Origin of the sequence: Pseudomonas nitroreducens (genome assembly GCF_024170165.1) — a bacterium.
Lineage (GTDB): Bacteria > Pseudomonadota > Gammaproteobacteria > Pseudomonadales > Pseudomonadaceae > Pseudomonas > Pseudomonas nitroreducens_C.
The window spans coordinates 249197-275283 of sequence record NZ_JALJXP010000003.1 but is presented as its reverse complement, the minus strand read 5'-3'; the positions used below and the strand labels follow the sequence as shown (position 1 = coordinate 275283).

General features: G+C 64.8%; 23 protein-coding genes and 1 pseudogene. 14 read left to right on the top strand and 10 right to left on the bottom strand.

From position 1 onward, the window contains the following. The first annotated feature begins 70 nt into the window (after positions 1-70). Complete coding sequence (gene fadD2 / locus J2T47_RS08370; protein ID WP_253444600.1) at positions 71-1759, top strand: long-chain-fatty-acid--CoA ligase FadD2; 1689 nt, start codon at positions 71-73, stop codon at positions 1757-1759. A gap of 74 nt (positions 1760-1833) precedes the next feature. On the opposite strand, the gene J2T47_RS08365 is transcribed toward fadD2, so the two are convergent. Then, positions 1834-2070 (bottom strand): YdcH family protein, encoded by a 237-nt coding sequence (locus tag J2T47_RS08365; protein ID WP_253444596.1) that lies wholly within the window; start codon positions 2068-2070, stop codon positions 1834-1836. A gap of 445 nt (positions 2071-2515) precedes the next feature. On the opposite strand from J2T47_RS08365, the gene fadD1 reads away from it, so the two are divergent. The 4 genes and pseudogenes from fadD1 (at position 2516) to hrpA (ending at position 10154) form a co-directional block, all read left to right on the top strand. Further along, positions 2516-4201 (top strand): long-chain-fatty-acid--CoA ligase FadD1, encoded by a 1686-nt coding sequence (gene fadD1 / locus J2T47_RS08360; protein WP_253444593.1) that lies wholly within the window; start codon positions 2516-2518, stop codon positions 4199-4201. Between the two features lie 39 nt (positions 4202-4240). Then, positions 4241-5113, top strand: a pseudogene (locus tag J2T47_RS29440) (cache domain-containing protein); the annotation flags it as partial. Positions 5114-5215: 102 nt separating this feature from the next. Beyond that, positions 5216-5971 carry a methyl-accepting chemotaxis protein gene (locus tag J2T47_RS29435; protein WP_437180964.1) on the top strand — a complete coding sequence of 252 codons (756 nt, stop codon included), beginning with the start codon at positions 5216-5218 and terminating at the stop codon, positions 5969-5971. 163 nt (positions 5972-6134) lie between these two features. Beyond that, a complete protein-coding gene (gene hrpA, locus J2T47_RS08350; RefSeq protein ID WP_253444588.1) occupies positions 6135-10154 on the top strand; it encodes an ATP-dependent RNA helicase HrpA in 4020 nt (1339 codons plus the stop codon). Between the two features lie 78 nt (positions 10155-10232). Here the strand turns inward: hrpA and J2T47_RS08345 are convergent, their stop codons facing one another. Continuing rightward, positions 10233-10937 (bottom strand): glutathione binding-like protein, encoded by a 705-nt coding sequence (locus J2T47_RS08345; protein WP_253444585.1) that lies wholly within the window; start codon positions 10935-10937, stop codon positions 10233-10235. A gap of 135 nt (positions 10938-11072) precedes the next feature. Between J2T47_RS08345 and J2T47_RS08340 the strand changes: the two genes are divergently transcribed. Then, a complete protein-coding gene (locus J2T47_RS08340) occupies positions 11073-11510 on the top strand; it encodes an HIT family protein (RefSeq protein WP_253444582.1) in 438 nt (145 codons plus the stop codon). Between the two features lie 28 nt (positions 11511-11538). On the opposite strand, the gene J2T47_RS08335 is transcribed toward J2T47_RS08340, so the two are convergent. Further along, positions 11539-11958, bottom strand: a complete 420-nt coding sequence (locus J2T47_RS08335) for a 3-isopropylmalate dehydratase (RefSeq protein WP_253444579.1) — start codon at positions 11956-11958, stop codon at positions 11539-11541. A gap of 175 nt (positions 11959-12133) precedes the next feature. On the opposite strand from J2T47_RS08335, the gene J2T47_RS08330 reads away from it, so the two are divergent. Next, positions 12134-13198: a GGDEF domain-containing protein gene (locus J2T47_RS08330; RefSeq protein ID WP_253444576.1), complete on the top strand. Its 1065-nt coding sequence runs from the start codon at positions 12134-12136 to the stop codon at positions 13196-13198. On the opposite strand, the gene J2T47_RS08325 is transcribed toward J2T47_RS08330, so the two are convergent. After that, positions 13180-14223 carry an acyltransferase family protein gene (locus J2T47_RS08325; protein WP_253444573.1) on the bottom strand — a complete coding sequence of 348 codons (1044 nt, stop codon included), beginning with the start codon at positions 14221-14223 and terminating at the stop codon, positions 13180-13182. The two genes, J2T47_RS08330 and J2T47_RS08325, sit on opposite strands and share 19 nt — an antisense overlap. 128 nt (positions 14224-14351) lie before the next feature. Further along, positions 14352-14864 carry an ankyrin repeat domain-containing protein gene (locus J2T47_RS08320; RefSeq protein ID WP_253444570.1) on the bottom strand — a complete coding sequence of 171 codons (513 nt, stop codon included), beginning with the start codon at positions 14862-14864 and terminating at the stop codon, positions 14352-14354. Between the two features lie 424 nt (positions 14865-15288). Here J2T47_RS08320 and J2T47_RS08315 point away from each other — a divergent pair, with 424 nt between their 5' ends. Genes J2T47_RS08315 through J2T47_RS08305 form a run of 3 tightly spaced genes read left to right on the top strand, consistent with a single transcriptional unit; the run spans position 15289 to position 17254 of the window. Beyond that, positions 15289-16410, top strand: a complete 1122-nt coding sequence (locus tag J2T47_RS08315; protein WP_253444567.1) for a beta-ketoacyl-ACP synthase III — start codon at positions 15289-15291, stop codon at positions 16408-16410. Further along, positions 16410-17021 carry an RNA polymerase sigma factor gene (locus tag J2T47_RS08310; protein WP_253445123.1) on the top strand — a complete coding sequence of 204 codons (612 nt, stop codon included), beginning with the start codon at positions 16410-16412 and terminating at the stop codon, positions 17019-17021. Before J2T47_RS08315 ends, J2T47_RS08310 begins: the two co-directional genes overlap by 1 nt. Then, positions 17015-17254 (top strand): zf-HC2 domain-containing protein, encoded by a 240-nt coding sequence (locus J2T47_RS08305; protein WP_253444563.1) that lies wholly within the window; start codon positions 17015-17017, stop codon positions 17252-17254. Before J2T47_RS08310 ends, J2T47_RS08305 begins: the two co-directional genes overlap by 7 nt. Before the next feature lie 171 nt (positions 17255-17425). Here the strand turns inward: J2T47_RS08305 and J2T47_RS08300 are convergent, their stop codons facing one another. Continuing rightward, positions 17426-18340 carry a DedA family protein/thiosulfate sulfurtransferase GlpE gene (locus J2T47_RS08300; protein ID WP_253444560.1) on the bottom strand — a complete coding sequence of 305 codons (915 nt, stop codon included), beginning with the start codon at positions 18338-18340 and terminating at the stop codon, positions 17426-17428. Between the two features lie 302 nt (positions 18341-18642). Between J2T47_RS08300 and J2T47_RS08295 the strand changes: the two genes are divergently transcribed. Continuing rightward, complete coding sequence (locus J2T47_RS08295; RefSeq protein ID WP_253444557.1) at positions 18643-19959, top strand: OprO/OprP family phosphate-selective porin; 1317 nt, start codon at positions 18643-18645, stop codon at positions 19957-19959. 195 nt (positions 19960-20154) lie between these two features. On the opposite strand, the gene J2T47_RS08290 is transcribed toward J2T47_RS08295, so the two are convergent. Then, positions 20155-20619, bottom strand: coding sequence for a GNAT family N-acetyltransferase (locus tag J2T47_RS08290; RefSeq protein WP_253444554.1), 465 nt, complete (start codon positions 20617-20619; stop codon positions 20155-20157). Positions 20620-20764: 145 nt separating this feature from the next. Here J2T47_RS08290 and J2T47_RS08285 point away from each other — a divergent pair, with 145 nt between their 5' ends. Both J2T47_RS08285 and J2T47_RS08280 read left to right on the top strand, forming a co-directional pair. Next, positions 20765-21904, top strand: a complete 1140-nt coding sequence (locus J2T47_RS08285) for an acyl-CoA dehydrogenase family protein (RefSeq protein WP_253444551.1) — start codon at positions 20765-20767, stop codon at positions 21902-21904. A gap of 42 nt (positions 21905-21946) precedes the next feature. After that, positions 21947-23128 (top strand): CaiB/BaiF CoA transferase family protein, encoded by a 1182-nt coding sequence (locus J2T47_RS08280; RefSeq protein WP_253444548.1) that lies wholly within the window; start codon positions 21947-21949, stop codon positions 23126-23128. A gap of 6 nt (positions 23129-23134) precedes the next feature. Here the strand turns inward: J2T47_RS08280 and J2T47_RS08275 are convergent, their stop codons facing one another. From J2T47_RS08275 to J2T47_RS08265, 3 genes are all read right to left on the bottom strand, one after another. After that, positions 23135-23632 (bottom strand): SprT family zinc-dependent metalloprotease, encoded by a 498-nt coding sequence (locus J2T47_RS08275; RefSeq protein ID WP_138525106.1) that lies wholly within the window; start codon positions 23630-23632, stop codon positions 23135-23137. A gap of 172 nt (positions 23633-23804) precedes the next feature. Next, a complete protein-coding gene (locus J2T47_RS08270; protein ID WP_138215354.1) occupies positions 23805-24401 on the bottom strand; it encodes a Yip1 family protein in 597 nt (198 codons plus the stop codon). 160 nt (positions 24402-24561) lie between these two features. Beyond that, entirely contained in the window at positions 24562-25158 is a 597-nt protein-coding gene (locus J2T47_RS08265; RefSeq protein WP_253444545.1) for a DNA-J related domain-containing protein, read from the bottom strand. 101 nt (positions 25159-25259) lie between these two features. Here J2T47_RS08265 and ttcA point away from each other — a divergent pair, with 101 nt between their 5' ends. After that, entirely contained in the window at positions 25260-26087 is an 828-nt protein-coding gene (gene ttcA / locus J2T47_RS08260; protein ID WP_253444542.1) for a tRNA 2-thiocytidine(32) synthetase TtcA, read from the top strand.

Here is a 26087-nt window from a genome sequence, read left to right as displayed (position 1 = left end):
GGAACTGCTAGCTTCCGTCGAATGACCGCAATGACGGTTCGGTTTCGCTCAGGTATGAGGACAAGAATAAATGCAACCTGATTTCTGGAACGACAAACGCCCGGCCGGCGTGCCCAGCGACATTGACCTGACCGCCTACCGATCGGTGGTGGAAGTCTTCGAGCGCTCCTGCAAGAAGTTCGCCGACCGTCCGGCCTTCAGCAACATGGGCGTGACCCTGACCTACGCCGAGCTGGACCGCCTGTCCGCCGCCTTCGGCGCCTACCTGCAGAAGAACACCGACCTCAAGCCCGGCGATCGCATCGCCGTGCAGATGCCGAACATCCTGCAATACCCCATCGCCGTGTTCGGCGCCCTGCGCGCCGGCCTCATCGTGGTCAACACCAACCCGCTCTACACTGCCCGCGAAATGCGCCACCAGTTCAAGGATTCCGGTGCCCGCGCGCTGGTCTACGTGAACCTGTTCGGCAAGCTGGTGCAGGAAGTGCTGCCCGATACCGGCATCGAGTACCTGATCGAGGCGCAGATGGGCGACCTGCAGCCCGCGCTCAAGGGCCTGCTGGTCAACACCGTGGTCAAGCACGTGAAGAAGATGGTGCCGGAGTACACCCTGCCCCAGGCCGTCTCCTTCAAGGCTGCTCTGCGCCAGGGCCGCGGCCATGGCCTGCAGCCGGTCAAGGTCGGCCTGGAGGACATCGCGGTGCTGCAGTACACCGGCGGCACCACCGGCGTGGCCAAGGGCGCCATGCTCACCCACGGCAACCTGGTGGCGAACATGCAGCAGGTGCACGCCTGCCTGCAGCAGCACGGCCCGGACGGCAAGCCGCTGATGCAGGTCGGCAATGAGGTGATGATCGCGCCGCTGCCGCTGTACCACATCTATGCCTTCACCGCGAACTGCATGTGCATGATGGTCAACGGCAACCACAACGTGCTGATCAGCAACCCGCGCGACATTCCCGGCTTCATCAAGGAGCTGAAGAAGTGGCGCTTCTCCGCGCTGCTGGGCCTGAACACCCTGTTCGTCGCGCTGATGGACCGCCCGGAATTCAAGGAGCTGGACTTCTCCAACCTGAAGGTCACCAACTCCGGCGGCACTGCGCTGGTCACCGCCACCGCCGAGCGCTGGAAAGCCATGACTGGTTGCACCGTGGTCGAAGGCTACGGCCTCACCGAGACCTCCCCGGTGGTCAGCACCAACCCCTACGGTGATGCCGCGCGCCTGGGCACCGTCGGCCTACCGGTGCCGGGCACCGCGCTGAAAGTCATCGACGACGACGGCAACGACGTCGGTCTGGGCGAGCGCGGCGAACTGTGCGTGAAGGGCCCGCAGGTCATGAAGGGCTACTGGCAGCGCCCGGACGCCACTGCCGAGGTGCTGGATGCCGAAGGCTGGCTGCGCACCGGCGACATCGCGGTGATCGACCCGGACGGCTTCACCCGCATCGTCGACCGCAAGAAGGACCTGATCATCGTCTCCGGCTTCAACGTCTATCCCAACGAGATCGAGGACGTGGTCATGGCCCACCCGAAGGTCGCCAACTGCGCGGCTGTCGGCGTGCCGGACGAGAAGTCCGGCGAGGCGGTGAAGCTGTTCGTGGTGGCTCGCGAGGGCGGCGTGACCGTCGAGGAACTCAAGGCTTACTGCAAGGAAAACTTCACCGGTTACAAGGTACCCAAGCACATCGTGCTCAAGGACGCCCTGCCGATGACGCCGGTGGGCAAGATCCTGCGCCGGGAACTGCGCGAAACCGCCTGAGGCGAGCGTGAATAAAAAGGGGGCTGATCCTGGATCAGCCCCCTTTTTTATCGCCGGTCGTCAGCCCGGGCCGTTCAACCGCCACAGCCGCCGCAGCAGCCGTCTTTCTTGCGCAGGATCTCGTAGAGATCGTCCTTGAGTTGCAACTTCTGCTTCTTCAGCGCCTCGATGGTGTCGTGCGATGCGGGAGTGATGCCGGCTTCCATGTTCTTGATCTCCTGGTCGAGATCGTTGTGGCTATGGAAGAGCTTGGCGAAATGAGGGTCTTCGGCTTTCAGGCGGGTAATCTTTTCGCGGTATTCGGGAAACATGAGGGTTCTCCAGGAGAGTGCTGTAGCACTTTGCGAGATCCCGGTCCCGAGAGTGTTGAGGCAGATCATTGAAGACGCCGCGTGGAGCAGGGCGAAAACGCCTGATCGAACTCCAACGATCTATCCCGTCATGACGACTGGCCTGACAAGCATTTCCCGTTCTTTTTTCCGGTTTCATTTCCCTGAAATCCACTTTGTCGGACAATCCAACAAGGCTGCAGGCCTTCTGGGACGGGCTTTTCCGACGAAAGGGAGGTTGGTGACCGGAAAGCCTGTCTCCGGTCATTTTTCTTACTGACAAGCCTGTGTTTGGTGCTGGTCGCTGTTTCCCAAAGCTGATAATCTCGGCCCGCTTTTCGCTCCCCGAGCCAGGGGGCAGCGACATAAACACAACAAAGAACCGCGAACGCGGTAAAGATGAGCTGTTGCTTAGGAGTGGGCTTCCATGACCGACAATTTCTGGAAGGACAAATACCCAGTGGGGATCGCTGCCGAGATCAACGCTGACCAGTACCCGAACATCCTCGCGGTACTCAAAGAATCCTGCCAACGTTTTGCAGACAAGCCTGCCTTCAGCAACCTGGGCAAGACCCTGACCTACGGTGAGATGTACAAGCTCTCCGGGGACTTCGCCGCCTACCTGCAACAGAACACCGATCTCAAGCCCGGCGACCGCATCGCCGTGCAGCTGCCCAACGTGCTCCAGTACCCGATCGTGGTCTTCGGCGCCATGCGCGCCGGCCTGGTCGTGGTCAACACCAACCCGCTGTACACCGCGCGGGAAATGGAGCACCAGTTCAACGACTCCGGCGCCAAGGCGCTGGTGTGCCTGGCGAACATGGCGCACCTGGCCGAGGAAGTGCTGCCCAAGACCGGCATCCGCAACGTCATCGTCACCGAAGTGGGTGACATGCTGCCGCCGCTCAAGCGCTTCATCGTCAACTTCGTGGTGCGCAACATCAAGAAGATGGTGCCGGCCTACAACATCCCCAACGCGCAGAAACTCACCGACGTCCTGGCCAAGGGCCGTGGCAAGGCGGTGCAGGAAGTCTCGCCGCACAACGACGATATCGCCGTGCTGCAGTACACCGGTGGCACCACCGGCGTGGCCAAGGGCGCGATGCTGACCCATCGCAACCTGGTCGCCAACATGCTGCAGTGCAAGGAGCTGATGGCCTCCAACCTCAAGGAAGGCTGCGAGGTCCTGATCGCGCCGCTGCCGCTGTACCACATCTACGCCTTCACCTTCCATTGCATGGCGATGATGCTCACCGGCAACCACAACATCCTGGTGACCAACCCGCGTGACCTGGCCAGCATGGTCAAGGAACTCTCGCAGTGGAAGTTCACCGGCTTCGTCGGCCTGAACACCCTGTTCGTCGGCCTGTGCAACAACGAAGGCTTCCGCAAGCTGGACTTCTCTGCGCTGAAGCTGACCCTCTCCGGCGGCATGGCCCTGCAACAGGCCGCTGCCGAACGCTGGAAGGACGTTACCGGCTGCGCCATCTGCGAAGGCTATGGCATGACCGAGACCAGCCCGGTGGTATCGGTGAACCCGTTCCAGAACATCCAGATCGGCACCATCGGCATCCCGGTTCCGTCGACCCTGTGCAAGGTCATCAGCGATGACGGCCAGGATCTGCCGCTGGGCGAGCGCGGCGAGCTGTGCGTCAAGGGCCCGCAGGTGATGAAGGGCTACTGGCAGCGCCAGGAAGCCACCGACGAGATCCTCGACAAGGACGGCTGGCTGCGTACCGGCGACATCGCGATCATCCAGGAAGACGGCTACATGCGTATCGTCGACCGCAAGAAGGACATGATCCTGGTGTCGGGCTTCAACGTGTACCCCAACGAGCTGGAAGACGTGCTCGCCACCCTGCCGGGCGTGCTGCAGTGTGCCGCCATCGGCATCCCGGACGAGAAGTCCGGCGAGGCGATCAAGGTCTTCGTGGTGTCCAGGCCGGGCGTCACCCTGACCAAGGAGCAGGTCATGCAGCACATGCACGACAACCTCACCGGCTACAAGCGTCCCAAGTCCGTGGAGTTCCGCGACAGCCTGCCGACCACCAACGTCGGCAAGATCCTGCGCCGTGAATTGCGCGACGAAGAGCTCAAGAAGATCAGGGCCTGAGCCGATAGATAAGAAACCCGCCGCAAGGCGGGTTTTTTGATGGGGCAAGGAAGCCATGTCCCTTATCCGCCTGAGGTGAACGCCTTGAACACTGCCCTTCGTTTGCGCGCCAAGGTCCTGCTCCTGGCCATCGTGCCGATCCTCCTCCTGACCCTGCTGCTCTGCGCCATTTCCACCGTTGCCCTGAAACAGCTGGCGACCCAGCAGGAAGCGCAGATCCGCGAGAACCTCACCCAGGACCGCGAAGCCCAGCTGAAGAACTTCGTCGACGTGGCCCTCGCCGCCGTCGGCCCGGTCTACCAGGCTGCCACCGAGGGGGATGCCCAGGCGCGCGAGCAGGGTATCGCGATCCTCAAGCGCCTCGAATACGGCAAGGGCGGCTACTTCTGGGGCTACGACAGCCGTTCCGTACGAGTCTTCCAGGGCACCAGCGACGAGCGCCTGGGCGAAGACTTCAGTGGTTATCGCGACCCCAATGGCGTCTATGCCATCCGCGAACTGGTGGCGGCGGGGCAGAGCGGGCAGCACTACGTGCGCTACAGCTTCACCCTGCCGGGCGGCAACGCCATCGTGCCGAAGATCGGCTATGCCCACTTCCTGCCCAAGTGGAACCTGGTGTTCGGCACCTCGCTGAACCTCGACGATGTCGAGCGTGAGGTGAAGGAAGCCGGCGCCGCCTTCGACGCCAAGATCGACAACCTGCTGCTGCTCATGGGCGGCGCAGCGCTGGCGCTGCTGGTGGTGATCGGCGTGCTCGCCGGGCTGTTCAGCCGCACCATCGTCCAGCCCATCGTGCAGGTGCGCGACAACCTCGACGACATGGCCGCCGGTGACGGCAACCTGACCCATCGCCTGAACCTTGGTCGCCACGACGAGCTGGGCGAGCTGGCCGGTTCGTTCAACCGCTTCGTCGAGAAGATCCACGTGCTGGTCCAGCAGGTCGCCGGTACCACCCAGCAGTTGTCCGGGCTGGTGGGCGACGTGGCCCAGCAGGCGCAGCGCTCCGAGCGCGCGATGGACGGCCAGCGCCACGAGACCGACCAGGTCGCCACCGCCATCAACGAGATGACCGCCGCCGCCCAGGAAGTGGCGCGCAGTGCGCAACAGGCCGCCGACGCCGCCCAGCAGACCGACCGCGAAGGCCAGGCGGCCAAGCGCGAAGTGGACCTGTGCGTCGCGCAGATCAACGACCTGGCGGGTGAGGTGCGCAGCAGCAGCGACTCCCTCGACACCCTGCGCCAGGACGTGCAGGGCATCGTCGGCGTGCTGGAGGTGATCCGCTCCATCGCCGAGCAGACCAACCTGCTGGCGCTCAACGCCGCCATCGAAGCAGCCCGCGCCGGCGAGGCCGGACGTGGATTTGCGGTGGTCGCCGACGAAGTCCGTGCCCTGGCCAGTCGCACCCAGCAGAGCACCGGGGAAATCCAGCAGATGATCGACCGCCTGCGCGGCACCACGGAAGGCTCGGTGAGTGCCATGCAGCGTGCCAGCGACATGGCCGAGCGAACCCGCGGCCAGGCCAACCAGGCCGGCCAGTCGCTGGACGCCATCGCCCAGCTGATCGGCACCATCAACTCGATGAACGCGCAGATCGCCAGCGCCGCCGAGGAGCAGACTGCGGTCGCCGAGGAGATCAACCGCAGCGTGCACCAGATCGCCGGCGGCGTGGACAGCGTGGCGGACGATGCGGCCAAGGGCGCGCGCACCGCGATCGAACTGAACGGGCTGGGCGAGCGCCTGCGTCAGCTGGTCGGCCAGTTCCGCATCTGATCCGGCGGGGCGCAACGCCCCGCCGATCCGGGTCGCCAAGCAATCGGCATGGCGGCCCGTGCCGGTCTTTTGCGACAATTCCCCCATTGTCGCCATGACAGCCCATTCCAGGGACCGGCTCCGCACCTGCTCGCGCCGCTCCCGCCTGATGCCCGCGAAGCCGATGACCACAGACAGTACGCCGACCCCCGAACAGCTCCTGCAGCGCATGGATCACGCGATGATCCGCGACCGCCATCGCCTGCGCCGGCAGCTCCACGAACTGCGCAAGCACCCCGACGAAGCCAGGCTCGTCCAGTGGGCCGAGCGCTTCCAGGCTTCCTGCGCCAAGGCCGAGGCGCGCCGTGCGAGCATCCCGCAGATTCGCTACGACGACAGCCTGCCGATCGCTGCCAAGCGCGACGAGATCAAGGCCGCGCTGGAAAAGAGCCAGGTGGTGGTGATCGCCGGCGAGACCGGTTCGGGCAAGACCACCCAGCTACCGAAGATCTGCCTGGAGCTGGGCCGCGGCACCCACGGCCTGATCGGCCACACCCAGCCGCGCCGGCTGGCCGCGCGCAGCGTCGCCACCCGCGTTGCCGAGGAGATCGGCACGCCGCTGGGCTCGCTGGTCGGCTACCAGGTGCGCTTCGAAGACCAGAGCGACGACAGCACGCTGATCAAGCTGATGACCGACGGCATCCTGCTGGCCGAGACCCAGCATGACCGCTACCTGGAACGCTACGACACGATCATCGTCGACGAGGCCCACGAACGCAGCCTGAACATCGACTTCCTGCTCGGCTTCCTGAAGACCCTGCTGCACCGCCGGCCGGACCTGAAACTGATCATCACCTCGGCGACCATCGACCTGGAACGGTTCTCCAGGCACTTCGGCGATGCCCCCATCGTCGAGGTCTCGGGGCGTACCTACCCGGTGGAAACCTGGTACCGCCCGCTGGCGGCAGAAGTGGACGAGGACGGCGAAGCGCTGTTCGACGACCTCTCCGTGGACCAGGGCATCCTCCGCGCGCTGGACGAGATCGCCGCCCACGAACGCGACATCGGCAAGCGCCCCGGCGACGTGCTGGTGTTCCTCCCCGGCGAGCGCGAGATTCGCGATGCCGCCGACATGCTGCGCAAGGCCAACCTGCGGCACACCGAGGTGCTGCCGCTGTATGCGCGGCTGACGCCGGCCGAGCAGCAGAAGATCTTCGCACCGATGCCGGGGCGCAAGATCGTGCTCGCCACCAACGTCGCGGAAACCTCGCTGACCGTGCCGGGCATCCGCTACGTGATCGACAGCGGCACCGCGCGCATCAGCCGTTACAGCTACCGCGCCAAGGTCCAGCGCCTGCCCATCGAAGCCGTCTCGCAAGCCAGCGCCAACCAGCGCAAGGGCCGTTGCGGCCGGGTCGAGCCGGGCATCTGCGTGCGCCTGTACAGCGAGGAAGACTTCAACGGTCGCCCGGCCTTCACCGATCCGGAGATCCTGCGCACCAACCTGGCGGCGGTGATCCTGCAGATGCTGCATCTGCGCCTGGGCGACATCGAGGCCTTTCCCTTCATCGAGCCGCCGGATGGCAAGGCGATCAACGACGGCTTCACCCTGCTGCAGGAACTCTCGGCGGTGAACCGCGAGGGCCAGCTGACACCGCTGGGTCGCCAGCTCGCGCGCCTGCCCATCGACCCGCGACTGGGCCGCATGCTGCTGGAGGCGGCGCAGCTGGGCAGCCTGCCGGAAGTGCTCACCGTGGCCAGCGCGTTGTCCGTGCAGGACCCGCGCGAGCGGCCGATGGACCGCCAGCAGGCCGCCGATCAGGCCCACGCGCAGTGGAAGGACCCGGACTCGGACTTCGCCGCGCTGATCAACCTCTGGCGCGGCTTCGAGGAGCAGCGCCAGGCGCTGGGCTCCAACCCGCTGCGCAACTGGTGCCGGAAAAACTTCCTGAACTACCTGCGTCTGCGCGAGTGGCGCGATGCGCACCGCCAGCTGACGCTGATCTGCCGCGAACTGCAGCTGCCCTTCGGCAGCAAGTCGGAAGGCGCACAGCGCAAGAGCGAGCCCGCTCGCGAGCAGCTCCGGCAGCACGACAACCGTGGCCGCCAGCCGGTCGCCAAGGCGGACGAGCCGAAGGCCCGCGACATCGACTACGCCGCCGTGCACAAGGCGATCCTTTCCGGCCTGCTCAGCCAGATCGGCCAGAAGGCGGAGGAGGGCGACTACCTCGGCGCGCGCCAGCGGCGTTTCTGGATTCACCCCTCCAGCGTGATCGGCCGCAAGAAGCCGCAGTGGATCATGGCCGCCGAGCTGGTGGAGACCACCAAGCTGTTCGCCCGCATGGTCGCGAAGATCGAGCCGGACTGGCTGGAGCCGCTGGCCGGGCACCTGGTGAAGAAGAACTACCTGGAGCCGCACTGGGAAAAACGCCGGGGCCAGGTGGTGGCCTACGAGCAGGTCACCCTCTACGGCCTGATCATCATCGGTCGGCGTCCGGTGAACTACGGCCCGATCGATGCGCCGGTGTCCCGTGAGATGTTCATCCGCGAGGCGCTGGTGCGCGGCGAGATCAACAGCCGTGCGAAGTGCCTGTCAGCCAACCGCCAACTGCTGGAGAAGCTCGACGAGCTGGAAGCCAAGGCGCGCCGGCGCGACATCCTGGCTGACGAGGAAACCCTGTTCGCCTACTACGACGAGCGCCTGCCGGCGGATATCTACCAGTCCGCCAGCTTCGAGAAGTGGTACGAGCGCGAGCACAAGCAACAGCCGGACCTGCTGATCATGCGCGAGGAAGACGTCCTCGCCCGTGACGCCAGCGAGGTCACCGCCGGCCTCTATCCGGATCGCCTGCGCCTGGGCGACCTGCAGCTGCCGCTGACCTATCACTTCGAGCCCGGCCACGTGCGTGACGGCGTGACCGTGCGCGTGCCGGCGCCGCTGCTGCCGCAGCTGCCTGCTCAGCGCCTGGAGTGGCTGGTGCCGGGGCTGCTGGAGGCCAAGTGCATCGAGCTGGTGCGCAGCCTGCCCAAGGCGATCCGCAAGAACTTCGTGCCGGTACCGGACTTCGTTCGCGCCGCACTGGGCAAGATGGTCTTCGCCGAGGGCGGGCTGTCTGAATCCCTCGGCCGCGAGCTGCAACGCATGACCGGCAGCCGCGTGCCGGAAGAGGCCTGGGCGGAAGCCGAGACCCAGGTGGAAAGCCACTTGCGGATGAACATCGAAGTGGTCGACGCCCGCGGCAAGTTCCTTGGCGAAGGCCGCGACCTGGCCGAACTCACCGCGCGCTTCGCCGAGGCCAGCCAGGCCGCGCTGGCGATCCCGCAGGCGGATAAACCGCAGAAACCGGTGGAAGCCAAGGGCTTTGGCGAAGTGGCGGAGAAGCTCCAGCAGAAGGTCGCCGGGCTGTCGATGACGGTCTACCCGGCATTGGTGGAAGAGGCCGGCGTGGTCAAGGAGAACCGCTTCCCGACCCAGGCCGAGGCCGACTACCAGCACCGACGCGCCCTGCAGCGCCTGCTCCTGCAACAGCTCGCCGAACCGGCCAAGTTCCTGCGCAGCAAGCTGCCGGGGCAGACCGACATGGGCCTGCTCTACCGCGAGCTGGGTCGGATCGAGTCGCTGGTGGAGGACATCCTGCTGGCCAGCCTGGACAGCGCCATTCTCGACGGCGAAAGCAATCTGCCGCGCGATGGCGCCGGGCTCGCTTCACTGGCCGAGAAGAAGCGCGGTGCCTGGACCGAACACGCCGAGCGCATCGCCCGTCTGACCCTGGAAATCCTCAAGCTCTGGCACGGCCTGCAGAAGCGCTTCAAGGGCAAGGTCGACCTGGCCATGACGGTGCCGCTGAACGACGTGAAGGGGCAACTGGCCAAGCTGGTCTACCCCGGCTTCGTCCGCGACACGCCGCTGGAATGGCTGAAGGAATACCCGCGCTACCTGAAGGCGGTCGAGCAGCGCCTGGACAAGGTCGCCGGGCAGGTCCAGCGCGACCGTGTGTGGAGCGGCGAGATGGCCGGCTACTGGGAACAGTATTCGGCGCGGCTGGCCAAGCACGCCCAGGAAGGCAAGCGTGATCCGGAGTTGGCGTTGTACCGCTGGATGCTGGAGGAATACCGCGTTTCGCTGTTCGCCCAGCAGCTGGGGACCAAGGTGCCGGTGTCGGACAAGCGCCTGTCGAAACAGTGGAGCCAGGTCGAGGCCTGACCTGCGGAGTCCCCTGTAGGAGCGGGCCTTGCCCGCGATTCGCGCGCAAGGCCCGCTCCTACAGGAAATATTCCGAGGTCAATCGCGCTTGGGGATGTTCAGCCCGCGCTGCACCGCCGGCCGCGCGAGGAATTTCTCCAGCACGCGCTTCACGTTGTGGAAGTTGTCGAAGCCCACCAGCTCACCGGCCTCGTAGAAACCGACCAGGTTGCGAATCCACGGGAAGGTGGCGATGTCGGCGATGGTGTAGCGCTCGCCCATGATCCAGTCGCGGCCTTCGAGGTGGCGGTCGAGCACCGCCAGCAGGCGCCTTGACTCGTCCACGTAGCGCTGCAGCGGGCGCTTGTCCTCGTAGTCCTTGCCGGCGAATTTGTTGAAGAAGCCGATCTGGCCGAACATCGGGCCGATCCCGCCCATCTGGAACATCAGCCACTGCAGGGTTTCATAGCGGCCGCTGGCACCGGGAGCGATCAGCGAGTCGGTCTTGTCGGCGAGGTAGACCAGGATCGCACCAGACTCGAACAACGCCAGGGGGCTACCGTCCGGACCGTTGGGATCGAGGATCGCCGGGATCTTGTTGTTCGGGTTCAGCGAGAGGAACTCCGGGGACATCTGTTCGTTGCGCTCGAAGCTGACCAGGTGCGGCTCGTAGGGCAGGCCGAGCTCTTCCAGCATGATCGACACCTTTACGCCGTTGGGCGTGGGCAGCGAATACAGCTGCAGGCGGTCAGGATGTTCGGCGGGCCATTTGCGGGTGATGGGGAACGCGGAAAGGTCTGACATGCATACTCCGGTCAGGTGAGCGAAATCTTGAGTCGGCCCTCAGGATAGACCGCTACGCGCCGACGGTCATGACCCGCGCGCGACAAACCGGTATGGTGCGGGCCCATAGACCAGCCACTGGAAAAGGGACTCACCATGAGCCTGCAAGGCACTTACGATCCGCAGAACATCTTCGCCCAGATCATTCGCGGCGAGGCTCCCTGCTACAAGTTGTACGAGGACGACGACGTGCTCGCCTTCCTCGACCTGTTCCCGCAGTCCTACGGCCATGCCCTGGTGATCCCGAAGAACTCTCCGGCGCGCAATATCCTCGAAGTCGACCCCGATGCGCTGGCCAACGTGATGCGCGTGGTGCAGCGCCTGACCGCGGTGATTGTCGATGAACTCAATCCCGATGGCGTGCAGGTCGCTCAGTTCAACGGTGCGCCGGCCGGGCAGACGGTGTTCCACATCCACGTGCACATCGTCCCGCGCTATGCCGGCGAGGGCCTGGGGATCCACGCGGCGAACAAGGCTGATGCAGGGGAGCTGGAGAAGCTGCAGGCGCGCCTCGTTGCCCGTCTGAACGGCTGAGGCGCTCCCTGGCAGGCGGAGGCGGGGCTTACTCGACCGCCGGCTTGATGTCGAAACCGGTGCGGTTGTCGCTGACGATGCGGAAGGCGTTGTTGCCACCCGGCTCGAGCGGCACCAGCAATTCACGGCGCAGCATGGCCTTGCTGCACAGGCCGTCGCCGTCCTTGTCGCCAATGATGCCGACCACGTGCTTGCCCACCGGTACGTGGAAGCTGGCCGACTCGCCCTTGCCGATGCGCGCGGCGATTTCGTGGTCGATGGTGAGGGCGACGTAGCAGCCGCCGCCGATGTAGCCCACGTCGCGGGTGACATCGACCTTGACGCTGTCCTTGCCCGGTTGCTGGTAGGCCAGCAGGCGGTCGGTGGGGACGGGCTGGACTTCATCGCTCTGGTACGAGGCGCAACCGGAAAGCGCGAGCAGGGACAGGACGGCAAGGATCGAACGCATAGACTTCCTCCATGGACAATGCAGCCTAGGCTAGCCCATCCGGCCGGTTTCCGTCGGCTGGACTACGCACCGTAGAAAATTGGAGTAGTCTTCAGCGAACGTGATTCGGGCTGGAGTGCCCGATTGCCGCCATTGAGGCCGACCCGCCGGGCGGTCGAGCCAAGGAGCAGGGCTGATGCACCGCAACAGCGATCCCGACCATCTGTTCGACTCCAGTGCCGGACCTACCGGGCTGGAAGAGGCAGACCACCGCCTGCTGATGCGGCTGATCTTCGGTTGCACCGGGGCGACCCTGGGGCTGTTCTCGATCCTGCAGTACCTCGCCGGCAATCTCTGGCTGGCGGGCGCCGAACTCGCTACCTGCGGCCTGCTGCTGTGGGCGGCGCACCGGCTGCAGCGTGTGCGCCGGCTGGTGCCCTGGATCATCGCCTACCTGCTGCCGACCTTCTGTTTCATCCTCTACATCATCGTCATGCCCAACGCTTCGGCGTCGGCCTTCGTCTGGGTCTACCTGATGCCAGTGATGGCCTACCTGCTGCTGGGCAAGTGGCGCGGCTTTCTGCTCGCCGTGCCGTTCATGCTGATCGCCACGCTGATGTACCTGCACGCCAACCACCTGCGCCTGGATGCCCCGGGGCTGATCGATATCGGCAATGGCATCTTCTGCGGCGTGCTGGTGATCGCCTTCATGCATGTGTACGAGGAGCGCCGCGCCGCCGCTTACAAGCAGCTGCGACACCTGGCGCTGACCGATGCGCTGACCGGCGTGGCCAGCCGCGAGAGCTTCCAGCGCACGCTGCGTCGCTGCATCCAGGAGGCGGCCCGCTACGAGACGCGGCTGGTGCTGGTGGTGCTGGATGTCGATCACTTCAAGAACATCAACGACCAGTGGGGCCACGATGCCGGCGACAAGGCCCTGCAGCATCTGTGCAACCGCCTGCGCCACCGCCTGCGCGCCACCGACCTGATCGGCCGGCTGGGCGGCGAGGAGTTCGGCCTGCTGCTGCCCTTCACCGACCGCTTCGACGCCAAGCCGCTGGTGGAATCCCTGCGCCGCGATATCGACGAGGCGCCGCTGATGTACCACGGCGAGCGCATCGAGATCTCCGCCACCTTCGGCCTCGCCGAGTGGCCGGGCGATGGCCTGGATGCCGATGAGCTCTACCGCTGCACCGACCGCCGCCTGTATCGCGGCAAGGCCGAGGGGCGCAATCGGCTGGTCTACAGCGACCCCGCCTGAGCCCGCCTTGCCGCCAGCGGCGCGGCAATTCGCGCATAGGCCGTGCGCACCTGGCGGGCCATCTTGCGCTCCACCCATTCGTAGCTCAGCCAGGACAGCAGCAGGATTGCCGGCACGCTGACGCTCAGCGTCTGGTAGGGCGTCAGGCCCAGCCGTTGGTGCAGCCAGTAGGCGGCGAGCCACAGCACGATCACGTGCAGCAGGTACACCGAATAGGACCAGTCGCCCAGCGTGTGCAGCACCTTGCTGCGTTCAAACAACGGCTCCAGCGCCACGCATGCAGCAAGCAGCGCGGCGGCGGGCAGGCCCCAGGTGAGCAGGCGCCAGGGATGCTCGGCGGGGAACAGCGCGATGGTCGACACCGCCGCGGCCGCCATCGCCAGCGCCAGCGGGCGCGGCCAGTTCAGCCAGCCGCGGCGGTACAGCGCTGCCAGGCCAAGGCCGAGGAGAAACTCGAAGATGATCGGGTTGCGGTAGAAGTTGCTCAGCCACGGCTCGCGCGCCAGTACCTGAGCCACCAGCAGCACCAGGGCTGTCACCAGCCACGGGCGCCAGCGTTCGGCGACCAGGAAGGAGAGGGCGAACAGGCCGTAGAAAAGCATCTCGAAGTTCAGCGTCCAGCCCACCGGCAGCACCGGGTACAGGCCGAAGCCGCCGGGGTTTTCGCTGGGGATGAACAGCAGCGAGAGCAGCAGCGATTTGCCGCCGACGCCGTAGATCGGCATCACGTCGGCGAAGGCGTAGAGGATCAGCGCGGTGATAGCCGTGTACAGCCAGTAGGCCGGAGCGACGCGGGCCAGGCGCTGGACCAGGAAGGTCAGCGGCGACATCGGCCGGCCGGCGCTGGAGAGGTGGATCACGAAGCCGCTGAGGACGAAGAAGATGTCGACCCCGACCTGGCCGCGGGTCGAGAGTAATCTGCCGCCGAGGCTGTCGGCGCGGAAGTCGAAGAACACCTGCATGAAGTGATGGAACACCACCAGCCAGGCGGCCAGTGCCCGCAGTGCCTGAAGCGAAACCAGCATGGTTGGGCGAGTCCTCCGTCGGTCGATAAAAGAAAGGGGCGCGACCTTTGCGCGCCCCTTTCCTCGACAGTCGGCTTTCGCCGATCGTTCAGCGGGCCTGCTGGACGGTGGCTTTCGCCGGCGAGGGCTCAGGCGGCTTCGAGCAATGCCAGGGTGTCGGCCGCACCCATCATCTTCGCCGCGGCCAGCGCAGTCAGCCCGCTGGCGTCGCGGGCCTCGCGGTCGGCGCCGTGCTCCAGCAGGCAGCGGACGATCTCCGGGCGATTGAACATCGCCGCCATCATCAATGCGGTCTTGCCGTCAGGGGACGTGCCCTCCACCTGGGCCCCACGGCTGAGCAGCAGGCGCACCATCTCCAGGTCGCCCTTGAAGGCGGCGCCGGCCAGCGGCGTCTGCCCGGCATTGTTGCGCAGGTCCGGGTCGGCGCCGTGGTCGAGCAGCACGCCGACGGTGTCGTGGTGGCCGTAATAGCTGGCCAGCATCAGCAGGCTGTCGCCCTTGTGGTTGCGCAGGTTGGCCGGCAGCCCCTGGTGCAGCAGTTCCGTCAGGCGCGAGGTGTCGCCCTGGCGGGCCAGATCGATCACCTGATTGGCGAATTCCAGGGTTTGTTCGTCCATTTCCGGGCGGTTCGCGGCGCTCATCCTGAAGTCTCCTTGGCAAAGTCGGGAATGCACTGAAGGATAAGGACTGGCGCGCCTGGGCGCGCCAACACTGTGCCTATGGTGCCGGTGGAAAATTTCAATCCGTTGCTCCAGGGCAGGCGTGGCGTGATTTATGTCCATGATCTTGCGCAAATGCCGCCCCCGCACGGCGACTTTTCGGCGAAAATTGCAGCATAATCAGCGATCAGCGGTTGCACCTGGGGTGAAACCGCAAACCGCCGGGCGGGCAAAGGTGCCCACCGCCGGTGGGAGTGGCACACTGCCCGGTTGCAGGGATTGCCATCCCGAAGCCTTCGCGCCAGGACGCGGAGCGACGAATATCCAGTGCCGGCCAATGGGCGGGCACCTTGATGCCTAACCTTGCCGCCCGGCCCGGCGGCGCAGATTGAGAAGAGGATTGACCGTGCATAAAGTCGTGATCAGCGGAACCGGCCTGTATACCCCGCCGTTCAGCATCTCCAACGATGAACTGGTGGAATCCTTCAACAGCTACGTCCGCAGTCACAACGAGCAGAATGCCGAAGCCATCGCCAAGGGCGAAATCGAGGCACTGTCCGAATCCAGCTCGGCGTTCATCGAAAAGGCATCCGGCATCAAGAGCCGCTTCGTGGTGAACAAGGAAGGCATCCTCGATCCGCAGCGCATGGCGCCGCGCATCCCGGAGCGCTCCAACGAAGACTGGGGCATCCTCTGCGAGATGGCGGCTGCCGCCGCGAAGCAGGCCCTGCAGCGCGCCGGCCGTACTCCCGAAGACATCGACGGGGTGATCGTCGCCTGCTCCAACCTGCAGCGCGCCTACCCGGCCGTGGCCATCGAAGTGCAGGCCGCCCTCGGCATCCAGGGCTTCGGCTACGACATGAACGTCGCCTGCTCCTCGGCTACCTTCGGCATCCAGGCCGCGGTGAACAGCGTGCAACTGGGCCAGGCCCGCGCGATCCTCATGGTCAACCCGGAAATCTGCACCGGCCACCTGAACTTCCGTGACCGCGACAGCCACTTCATCTTCGGTGATGCGGCCACCGCCGTGGTCATCGAGCGTGCCGACCAGGCCACCAGCGAGCACCAGTTCGACGTGGTCAGCACCAAGCTGCTGACCCAGTTCTCCAACAACATCCGCAACAACTTCGGCTTCCTCAACCGCGCGGCGGAAGAGGGCATCGGCAGCCGTGACAAGCTGTTCGTGCAGGAAGGCCGCAAGGTGTTCAAGGACGTCTGCCCGATGGTGGCCGAACTGATCGGCGAGCACCTGGCACAGAACGACATCCCGGTCAGCGACGTGAAGCGCTACTGGCTGCACCAGGCCAACCTGAACATGAACCTGCTGATCACCCGCAAGCTGATCGGCCGCGATGCCGAGGCCCACGAAGCACCGGTGATCCTCGACACCTACGCCAACACCAGTTCGGCCGGTTCGGTCATCGCCTTCCACAAGTACCAGGACGACCTGCCCGCCGGCTCCATCGGCGTGCTGAGCTCCTTCGGTGCCGGCTACTCCATCGGTAGCGTGATCCTGCGCAAGCGCTGATCGTGCCCGCCGACGACAGCGAGCTGTTGTCGCGCCTGCTGGCCGGTGACCAGCAGGCCTTCCGCACCCTGGTAGCCACCTACCAGGGGGCGATGCGCGCCGTGGCCATCGCCATCGCAGGCGCTGCCCATGCCGATGAAGTGGTGCAGGATGCCTGGCTCGCCGCCGTGCGCAACCTGGACGGCTTCCAGGGGCGCTCCAGCCTCAAGACCTGGCTGCTGACCATCACCGCCAATACCGCCAAGTCCCGCCTGCGCAAGGTTCGTCGCGACGTGTCGCTGGACGACCTGCCCGCACCCCACGGCAGCATCGACGACTCCCGCTTCGCCGCCGACGGCCACTGGAGCACCGCGCCGCTGGCCTGGCACGAGGACTCGCCCGAAGCCCTGCTGGCCGAGGACGAACTGCGCCAGTGCCTGGAAAAGACCCTGCTGAGCCTTTCCGAATTGCAGCGCAGCGTGTTGCTGCTGCGCGAGCGCCAGGGGCTGGAATTGGAAGAGATCTGTAATCTGCTGGAGGTTTCGCTCTCCAATGTCCGGGTGCTGCTGCACCGTGCGCGGCTGAAGGTATTCGCCACCGTGGAGCACTTCGAGGAGACCGGGGAATGCTGACCTGCAAGGAACTGGTGGCGCGCTCCAGCGACCTGCTGGATGAACAGCTGGGCTGGCGCGAGAAGCTCGCACTGCGCCGGCACCTGCTGCTGTGCCGCAACTGCCGGCGCTACCTGCGGCAGATGCGTCTGGCCCAGGCGACCCTGCGCCTGCTGCCGGAACCGCCGCGCCCCGACGCCGAACGCCTGGCTGACCATCTCGCCGAACTGCGCCGGGACAGCGCGCGGCGCTGAGCCATTCGGTCCTGGCCAGACGGCGCAGGATGAGCACCTCGCAGGATGGGTATCGCTGCGCTCCACGCCATTCTACAAAGCGCTTGCTGAGTACGTCCGTGTGATGCCGATCCCTGTAGGAGCGGGCCATGCCCGCGATCGCGCCCGCAGGGCGCTCTCACAGAAAAATCCTCAGCCCAGACTTTGCGCCCGCCACGCATCCAGCCCGCCTGACAGCGCCCAGGTGCGCGGGTGTCCGAAGGCCTGCAGTCGCTCCGCCAGCATCGCTGCTGAAAGCTCGTGGGGGCAGGCGCAGTAGATCACCACGTCCTTGTCCTCCAGGCTGCCACGCAGCTCATCGAGCGCGCCGTCCAGGCTGAAGGCGATGGAGCCCGGGATCGCTTCGTCGTCGAACTGTGCGCGCACATCGAGAATCAGCGGCGGCTCGCCAGCGTCCAGGCGCGCCCGCAACTCGTCGACGCTGATGCGTGGAATACGCGCAGTGCGCTTGAGCAGGCTGACGCGCTGCCAGAGCTTCCAGGCGATGAACAGCGCGAAGGCGCCCAGCAGTGCTGTGACACCGGCGCTGGCGTACTCGGTGAGCCAGTCGAGGATGCGGTCCACGGCATCGCTGAAGAGGCTCCCGAGCAGCAGCGCAGAGCCGGCCCAGAGGGCTGCTCCGGCGAAGTCGTAGGCCAGGAAGCGCGGCAGCGGCGTGCGCGTCATGCCAGCCATGGTGGTGGTCAGCGCGCTGGCGCCGGGGAGGAAGCGCGAGATCAGCAGTGCGCGCGGGCCGATGCGCAGGTACAGGCTCTGGCTCTGGCGAATGCAACTGTCCGGCGACAGCGAAACCTTGCACACGCTGCGCAGCATGAAGCCGCCGTAGCGCCGTCCGGCGCAGAACCAGATCAGGTCGGCAATCAGGCAGGCGCACACGGCCACCGCCAGTGCCTGGCCGAGCGGTACGCCGCTGCCTTGCAGCGCCAGGGCGCCCGCGACGATCAGTGCCGGGTAGGCCGGGATCGGCAGGCCCAGCTGTTCCAGCAGGACGTTGAAGAACAGCAGGGTCAGGCCGTGTTGCTGGATCAGGGGTTGCAGTTCATGCATCGGAAAGCCTGGGCGGGGAAGGTCTTTCAGGGAAAGGGTGACAGCATACCGGCAAAGTGGACTACAGAAACCGCCTGCAGGCCTAGTCGGACGTGGCTTAGGACCTTTATGCCATAAGGGAATCAAAAGTTCCTTTGTAATAAAAGTTTTATCTACGAGCAACCGATCTGAAATAACCCCTCGCCAAGATTCCCAGCAACACAAACGGGGGCCGCCAGAACGGCCTGTGCGAGTCCTTGGGGGGCGCGCAGCAGCCAGGCACTCGGCGTGTTCAACGCAAATACCATTAAGGGGAATCTTCGATGATCCGTAAGCACTTCGCCGGTTACGCCGCCACTGCTCTGGCACTGGCCGTTTCCGCCCAGGCTTTCGCAGGCACAGTCACCACCGATGGCGCCGATATCGTGATCAAGACCAAAGGCGGTCTTGAAGTCGGCACCACCGACAAGGAATTCAGCTTCAAGCTCGGTGGCCGTCTGCAAGCGGATTACAGCCGCTTCGATGGTTTCTACACCAAGAACGGCAACAACGGTGACGGCGCCTACTTCCGCCGTGCGTACCTGGAACTGGGCGGCACTGTCTACAAAGACTGGAAATACCAGATCAACTACGACATGTCCCACAACTCCGGCAACGCTGACAACGGCTACTTCGACGAGGCTTCCTTCAGCTACACCGGCTTCGCCCCGGTTACCCTGAAGTTCGGCCGCTTCGACCCGGACTTCGGTCTGGAAAAAGCCACCAGCTCCAAGTGGGTGACCGCTACCGAGCGTACCACCGCTTACGAACTGGCTGACTGGATCAACACCCACCAGGACGGCATGGGTGCCCAGGTTGGCGGCGTCGTCGCCAACATGGCTTACCTGGACGCCGGCATCTATGCCAAGGACGCCGACGACACCGACGGCGACAGCGTCAAGCAGTTCAACTTCCGTGGCGTGTTCGCTCCGATGAACACCGACGGCAACGTCCTGCACATCGGCGTTGACTACGCCTACCGTGACCTGGACGACACCGCCTTCGACTCCCGCATCCGTCCGCGTCTGGGCATGCGGGGTATCGCCACCAACGGCGGTAACGACGCTGGCGACAACGGCAACCGCGCTACCTTCGGCGGCGCCACCCTGAGCCCGGCCGGTTCCTACAAGGACGACTCCACCTGGGGTGCTGAATTCGCTTACGCCATCGGCCCGTTCTCCGCTCAGGCCGAATACCTGAAGCGCAAGCTGAAGGCTGATGCCGACGCTTACGAAGACATCAAGGCTGACGGCTACTACGGCCAGCTGGCCTACACCATCACCGGTGAATCCCGCGTGTACAAGCTCGATGGCGCCAAGTTCGACACCATCAAGCCGTCCAACAAGGAAATCGGTGCCTGGGAAGTCTTCTACCGCTACGACCACATCAAGGTTGATGACCCGAACGTGGTCGTGGCTACCGCCACCCGCGACGTGGGCGACACCAAGGCCAGCACCAACACCATCGGTGTGAACTGGTACGCCAACGAAGCCGTGAAGGTCTCCCTGGACTACGTCCACGTCAGCACCGACGGCATCCGCAACGCCAACGGCGACGACGACGGCAACGGTGTCGTAACCCGCCTGCAGTACGTGTTCTAAGAACGACAGCTCTACCGTTTGACTCCTTTGTGTGAACCCCGCTTCGGCGGGGTTTTTTTATGGAGTCGGGAAAGTACCTTCCCCTGAGCGCCGAACTTTTCGCTTGCGTAGGAGCGGATTTATCCGCGATCGGGTAGGGCCGGCGCAGACGGTAAGCCATCGCGGACAGAGTCCGCTCCTACGCATCTGCTCGATTCAGCGGAGCAAGGGCCCGGCCGGGCGGCGGCGGAATTCGAACTCCAGCAGCTCATCGAACGGGTTGCCCATCTCCAGCCGCGTCCAGCCCAGCTTGATGAGGAAAGCCAGCGCCGCCGGGTTATCCGGCCTGACGCTGGCCCGCCACAAGGGGCTGCTCTGCAGTTCCGGTCGGCTCATCAGCAGCGTCATCACCGCACGCCCGACGCCCGAGCCGCGTAGCTGCGGGCGGACGGCAAGGTCGGTGACGAAGTAATACGGATGCGCCGGGGTGGGCAGGCAGACCCCTACCACGGCGACCAGCAGGCCGCCACGCAGAATGCTGTACAGCGCCTTGTCCGCATCCTTCAGCACCTTTTCCAGCCAGTAGCGATCCATCGGGCCGAGTTGCGCGTAGAGCAGCGGATCGTCGAACCAGCTTTCGTACGGCGGGATGTCATCTGCCTGGAAAGGGCGAATCTGCATGCGGGCGCTCTCCGGTGCAGCTTTGGGAAGTTTCACACTCGCATCTGCTGGGCGATTGCGTCAATCGACCCTGAGCGGTCGCGTCATTGAGGCCGCGCGCAGCCAGCACCTACCCTGCGGGCACTCAACCCACCGGGAGTCGACCATGCTGCGCAATCACTTCGAGACCGAGCACAACCTGTTCCGCGATGCGTTCCGATCCTTCCTTAACAAGGAAGTGGTGCCTCACCAGGAGGAATGGGAGGAAGCCGGTGTGGTGGACCGCGGCGTCTGGCGCAAGGCGGGGGAGATGGGTTTCCTGCTGCCCTGGGCGGAAGAGGAGTACGGCGGAACCGCTCTGAAGGATTTCCGCTACGAACAGATCATGTGCGAGGAACTGGCCGCCATCAACGAACCGGGCTTCATGATCCCGCTGCACTCGGCGCTGTGCGGTCCCTACATCGCCGAATACGGCAACGCTGAGCAGAAGGCTCGCTGGCTGCCGGGGATCATCCGTGGCGAAAGCATCCTGGCAGTGGCGATGACCGAACCGTCGGCCGGTTCTGACCTTGCAGGCATGCGCACCACGGCAGTGGACAAGGGCGATCACTTCCTCCTCAACGGCTCCAAGGTATTCATCTCCAACGGCCTGCTGGCGGACCTGGTGATAGTCGCGGCCAAGACCGATCCGAACAACAAGCACGCCATGGGCCTGTTCGTGGTCGAGCGTGGCATGGAAGGCTTCGAGCGCGGGCGCAACCTGAAGAAGCTGGGCATGAAGAGCCAGGACACTGCGGAGCTGTTCTTCAACAACGTCAAAGTCCCGAAGGAAAACCTGCTGGGCGATGCCAAGGGCGGCTTCTTCTACCTGATGAACATGCTCGCCCAGGAACGCCTGACCAACGCTTGCGGCGCTGTCGCCGGCGCCGAGGCCGCACTGAACGCGACCATCGACTACGTGAAGGAGCGCAAGGCCTTCGACCGCCCGGTGGCGCACTTCCAGAACACCCGCTTCAAGCTTGCCGAGATGCGCACGCAGATCGACGTCGCTCAGGTCTTCACCGACCGCTGTGTGATGGACCATAACCAGAAGAAGCTCACCGCCGAAGTGGCCGCCGAGGCCAAGCTGTTCACCACCGAGTTGCTGTGCAAGGTAGTCGACGAGGGTGTGCAACTGCACGGCGGCTGGGGTTACATGTGGGAGTATCCGATCTGCAAGATGTACGCGAACGCGCGCATCCAGCGCATCTTCGCCGGTACTTCGGAGATCATGAAAGAGATCATCAGCCGCGGCATGAAGCTCTGAGGCGCGGCGCCCACGCATCGATTGAGCGAAACAGGAGTACCCATGAACGGCCCGCTCGCCTCACTGAAGATTCTCGATTTTTCCACCCTGCTGCCGGGGCCGTTCGCCTCGCTGCTGCTGGCCGACATGGGCGCCCAGGTGCTGCGCGTGGAGTCGCCCACGCGCATGGACCTGGTGCGCGTGCTGCCTCCGCACGTGGACGGCACCTCCGCCAGCCACGCCTACCTCAACCGCAACAAGCGCTGTATCGCGCTGGACCTGAAGCAGGCCGAGGCAGTGGAGGTGGTGAAGCAACTGGTGCAGGAATACGACATCGTCCTGGAGCAGTTCCGCCCCGGTGTGATGGACAAGCTGGGCGTGGGCTACGAGGCGCTCAAGGCGATCAACCCGAAGCTGATCTACGTGTCGATCACCGGCTACGGCCAGACCGGGCCGCTGCGCGACCGCGCCGGGCATGACATCAACTACCTGGCCCTGGCCGGCGTCGCCAGCTATACCGGGCGCCGCGAGAGCGGCCCGCTGCCGCTGGGCGTGCAGCTGGCGGACATCGGTGGCGGTTCGCTGCATGGCGTGATGGGCCTGCTGGCGGCGGTGATCCACCGGCAGCAGACGGGGGAGGGGCAGCAGGTCGACGTGAGCATGACCGACTGCGCCTTCAGCCTCCACGGCATGGCCGGCGCGGGCTATCTGGCGGCGGGCGTGGAGCCGGAGATGGAAGGCCTCGCGCTCAACGGCGGCAGTTTCTACGACTACTACCGCACCCGCGATGGGCGCTGGTTCTCGGTGGGTAGCCTGGAGCCGCAGTTCATGCAGCAGTTCTGCGCCGTCATCGGTCGCCCGGAGCTGGCCGCGCGCGGGCTGTCGCCCAAGCCGGAGGACCAGCAGGCGCTCAAGCGCGAGATTGCCATCGAGTTCGAAAAGCAGGATTTCGCCCAGTGGCAGGAGCGCTTCGCCGCGCTGGATGCCTGCGTCGAACCGATGCTGTCGTTGGCCGAGGCGGTGGAGCATCCGCAACTGGTCGAGCGCGGTGTGGTGACTCAGGTGCCCAACGGCAAAGGGGGCGAGCAGCGGCAGATGGCCTGCCCGATACGCTTCTCTGCCGGCCTGCCCGAGCCGCGCCATATCGGCGCTGCGCTGGGCGCGCACACCGCGGAAGTAATGGCGGAACTGGGATACACCGACGAGCAGGTCGCAGCGCTCAAGGCGGCGAAAGTCATCGCCTGAGCGGCATCACTCGCGGCGGGTTTCGCCGGTGAAGATCAGCGTCGCGCGGCAACGCCGGCAGTAGTAGCGGCGGCCCTGGGCGACCAGGTTGTGGCGCTGGGCGGAAAAGGGGAATTCATTGCCCTCGCCGCAGTGGCAGCGATACAGGTAGCGGGTGGAGCGGCGGCGCTTGATCTCGTAGGTGTGGCAGCGATCGGGCGGCAGGCCGTAGATGCCGCGCATGATCAGCTGCCACTCCTCGCCGTGCGGGCGAATGCGCGGACCGAACATCTGGTGGGCGATCAGGTGGGCCACTTCATGGGCCACGGTCTGCTGCAGGAAGTGTTCGTGGTTTTCCCGGTACAGCTGCGGATTGAAGCGCAGCAGGTTTTCATCCAGGTGGGCGACGCCGGCCTTCTGGCCGCGTAGCCGGAAGCTGACTTCCGGGCGGGGAAAGCGCCGCTGGAAGAAGGCTTCGGCCTGCTGGTAGCAGGCTTCGACGCGAGCGTTGAGCTGTTCAGGCATACAGTGGTTCTCCGACGGGGGCAGATTATGCCGCAGTCGGAGCGCGGGTGGAGGATTTCTCGCGGCCGCTCGTCCGGGGCGCAGGTTCAGGCAAGTCGAGCGAGTTTCAGGCAAGCACCTGGGCAAAAAGCAACCGGGCCACGAGGGCCCGGTTGTTTTTCATCGATTGGTCTCAGGTGTATTCCGGGCCGACGCCGCTGCCCCAGAGGATGACCGACAGGGCCATCATCGCCACCAGCACCACCAGTCCCACCGCCAGCACCGAGCTGGAGAACAGGAAACCTTCATCCTTGTGGATGTTCATGAAGGTCGGGATGCCGACGTAGAGCAGGTAGACCGTGTAGCAGATCGCGGCGGTGCCGATGATCATGCCCAGCCACAGGTGCGGATAGAGCGCAGCCAGGCCGCCGATGAACAGCGGGGTAGCGGTGTACGCGGCAAACACTATGCATTGGGTCAGCGATGGCGATGCGTCGTAGGTACGTGCCATCCAGTGAATGAAGGCGCCCATGATGGCGACGCCGGCGAGCATGGCGATGTAGGTCATGATGGTCAGCTGGATCGCACTGGCGGCCGTCAGCTTGACCGGTCCCGCATTGCCCAGGACCCAGCCGACCTGCGTAGTGCCGATGTAGGCGGAAATGACCGGGATGGCAGCGAGGATCAGGACGTGGGTCAGGTACATGTGGCTGATGGATTCTTCCTCGCCACGGATGTCCTGCCATTCCTGATCGGGATGGGTGAAGAGCCCCCACACATGATGGATCATGTCAGCATTCTCCTCTTCTTATAGAAGGTCGCCCCCCAGCGAGGCGCCGAATACGCGTAGCCAGCGTCATCCGGTGCCCGGCCGACCTATGCGACCTTAAGTCGCAGTATAGGAATGGCTGCAAGCCACGTCGTCCGTGGGTTTAGAGCAAATGGAAGTTTCACGGGCGGCTGTAATAGCGCTCCAGAATTTCCATGGCCTTGTTGATCGACTGCAGGCGCGTCGTGCTACCGCCCCGGTCGGGGTGGTGCTGACTGACCAACTGCCGGTAGCGCAGCTTGATCAGCGCATAGTCCACCGGGCCGTCCTCCAGCTCGAAGAGGGCCAGCGCAGCCGCCTTTTCTTCGTTGCCCTGCATGCGCGTCCAGAAGCTTTCCAGCAGCTTCTCCACATCGCGCTCGGTGGTTTCCTTCAGGTGTTTCTCATCGAGGTAGTAGGCGCGCAGGGGATCCTGCTCGCCGAGTGCCTGCACGCCGCTTATATAAGGAGAGAGACGAATCTGCAGCGGGCCGATCTCCAGATGCGCAGCGTTCTCCTCCCAGAGCCGGTCGCGCAGGCGATACAGCGCGTTGAACACCAGGAAATGGGTGCGGAACAGCACCAGCTTGTCGGTCAGCGGCAGGTTGGGCACGTGCGTCGAGTGCCGGGCCTTCAAGTGCTGAATCAACTGGAATTCGGAAATTCCTTCAGGCGCTTCCTGCAGAAGCTGCAGGAGCTGGTCCGTCAGGTCGAGGGAAGGTTCGAGATCGGGCGTCATGCTGTCAGATTAGCAGTAGCCCGATAGAGGGGCTGGGGTACGCGTCGCTTTGCGCGTAAAATGACCGGCTTTTCGTCTTGCCCTTCGGATTCCAGAGCACCATGGCCAGCACCCTTTCGGTCAACCAGAACAAACTGCAGAAACGCCTGCGCCGCCAGGTTGGCGAAGCGGTCACCGACTTCAACATGATCGAGGACGGCGACAAGGTGATGGTCTGCCTGTCCGGCGGCAAGGACAGCTACACCCTGCTGGACATCCTGCTGTACCTGCAGAAGGTGGCGCCGATCCAGTTCGAGATCGTCGCGGTGAACATGGACCAGAAGCAGCCCGGCTTCCCCGAGCACGTGCTGCCGGCGTACCTGGAGTCCGTCGGCGTGCAGTACCACATCATCGAGAAGGACACCTACTCGGTGGTGAAGGAGAAGATCCCGGAGGGCAAGACCACCTGCTCGCTGTGCTCGCGCCTGCGCCGTGGCACCCTCTACACCTACGCCGACGAGATTGGCGCGACCAAGATGGCGCTGGGTCACCACCGCGACGACATCCTGGAAACCTTCTTCCTTAATATGTTCTACGGCGGCACGCTCAAGGCCATGCCGCCCAAGCTGCTGTCCGACGACGGCCGCAACGTGGTGATCCGCCCGCTGGCGTACTGCAACGAGAAGGACATCGAGGCCTACTCGGTGCTCAAGGAGTTCCCGATCATTCCGTGCAACCTCTGCGGCTCGCAGGAAAACCTGCAGCGTCAGGTAGTCAAGGAGATGCTGCTGGACTGGGAACGCAAGTCGCCGGGTCGTACCGAGATCATGTTCCGCGCCCTGCAGAACGTGGTGCCGTCGCAACTGGCCGACCGCAGCCTGTTCGACTTCAACAGCCTGCGCATCGACGAGACCGCGACTCCGCGCTTCCTCGACGTGATGAACCTGTAA

Coding starts and splice junctions, on each gene's coding strand:
- fadD2 (WP_253444600.1), top strand. CDS start 71: ATGCAACCTGATTTCTGGAACGACAAACGCCCGGCCGGCGTGCCCAGC.
- J2T47_RS08365 (WP_253444596.1), bottom strand. CDS start 2,070: ATGTTTCCCGAATACCGCGAAAAGATTACCCGCCTGAAAGCCGAAGAC.
- fadD1 (WP_253444593.1), top strand. CDS start 2,516: ATGACCGACAATTTCTGGAAGGACAAATACCCAGTGGGGATCGCTGCC.
- J2T47_RS29435 (WP_437180964.1), top strand. CDS start 5,216: ATGGACGGCCAGCGCCACGAGACCGACCAGGTCGCCACCGCCATCAAC.
- hrpA (WP_253444588.1), top strand. CDS start 6,135: ATGACCACAGACAGTACGCCGACCCCCGAACAGCTCCTGCAGCGCATG.
- J2T47_RS08345 (WP_253444585.1), bottom strand. CDS start 10,937: ATGTCAGACCTTTCCGCGTTCCCCATCACCCGCAAATGGCCCGCCGAA.
- J2T47_RS08340 (WP_253444582.1), top strand. CDS start 11,073: ATGAGCCTGCAAGGCACTTACGATCCGCAGAACATCTTCGCCCAGATC.
- J2T47_RS08335 (WP_253444579.1), bottom strand. CDS start 11,958: ATGCGTTCGATCCTTGCCGTCCTGTCCCTGCTCGCGCTTTCCGGTTGC.
- J2T47_RS08330 (WP_253444576.1), top strand. CDS start 12,134: ATGCACCGCAACAGCGATCCCGACCATCTGTTCGACTCCAGTGCCGGA.
- J2T47_RS08325 (WP_253444573.1), bottom strand. CDS start 14,223: ATGCTGGTTTCGCTTCAGGCACTGCGGGCACTGGCCGCCTGGCTGGTG.
- J2T47_RS08320 (WP_253444570.1), bottom strand. CDS start 14,864: ATGAGCGCCGCGAACCGCCCGGAAATGGACGAACAAACCCTGGAATTC.
- J2T47_RS08305 (WP_253444563.1), top strand. CDS start 17,015: ATGCTGACCTGCAAGGAACTGGTGGCGCGCTCCAGCGACCTGCTGGAT.
- J2T47_RS08300 (WP_253444560.1), bottom strand. CDS start 18,340: ATGCATGAACTGCAACCCCTGATCCAGCAACACGGCCTGACCCTGCTG.
- J2T47_RS08295 (WP_253444557.1), top strand. CDS start 18,643: ATGATCCGTAAGCACTTCGCCGGTTACGCCGCCACTGCTCTGGCACTG.
- J2T47_RS08290 (WP_253444554.1), bottom strand. CDS start 20,619: ATGCAGATTCGCCCTTTCCAGGCAGATGACATCCCGCCGTACGAAAGC.
- J2T47_RS08285 (WP_253444551.1), top strand. CDS start 20,765: ATGCTGCGCAATCACTTCGAGACCGAGCACAACCTGTTCCGCGATGCG.
- J2T47_RS08280 (WP_253444548.1), top strand. CDS start 21,947: ATGAACGGCCCGCTCGCCTCACTGAAGATTCTCGATTTTTCCACCCTG.
- J2T47_RS08275 (WP_138525106.1), bottom strand. CDS start 23,632: ATGCCTGAACAGCTCAACGCTCGCGTCGAAGCCTGCTACCAGCAGGCC.
- J2T47_RS08270 (WP_138215354.1), bottom strand. CDS start 24,401: ATGATCCATCATGTGTGGGGGCTCTTCACCCATCCCGATCAGGAATGG.
- J2T47_RS08265 (WP_253444545.1), bottom strand. CDS start 25,158: ATGACGCCCGATCTCGAACCTTCCCTCGACCTGACGGACCAGCTCCTG.
- ttcA (WP_253444542.1), top strand. CDS start 25,260: ATGGCCAGCACCCTTTCGGTCAACCAGAACAAACTGCAGAAACGCCTG.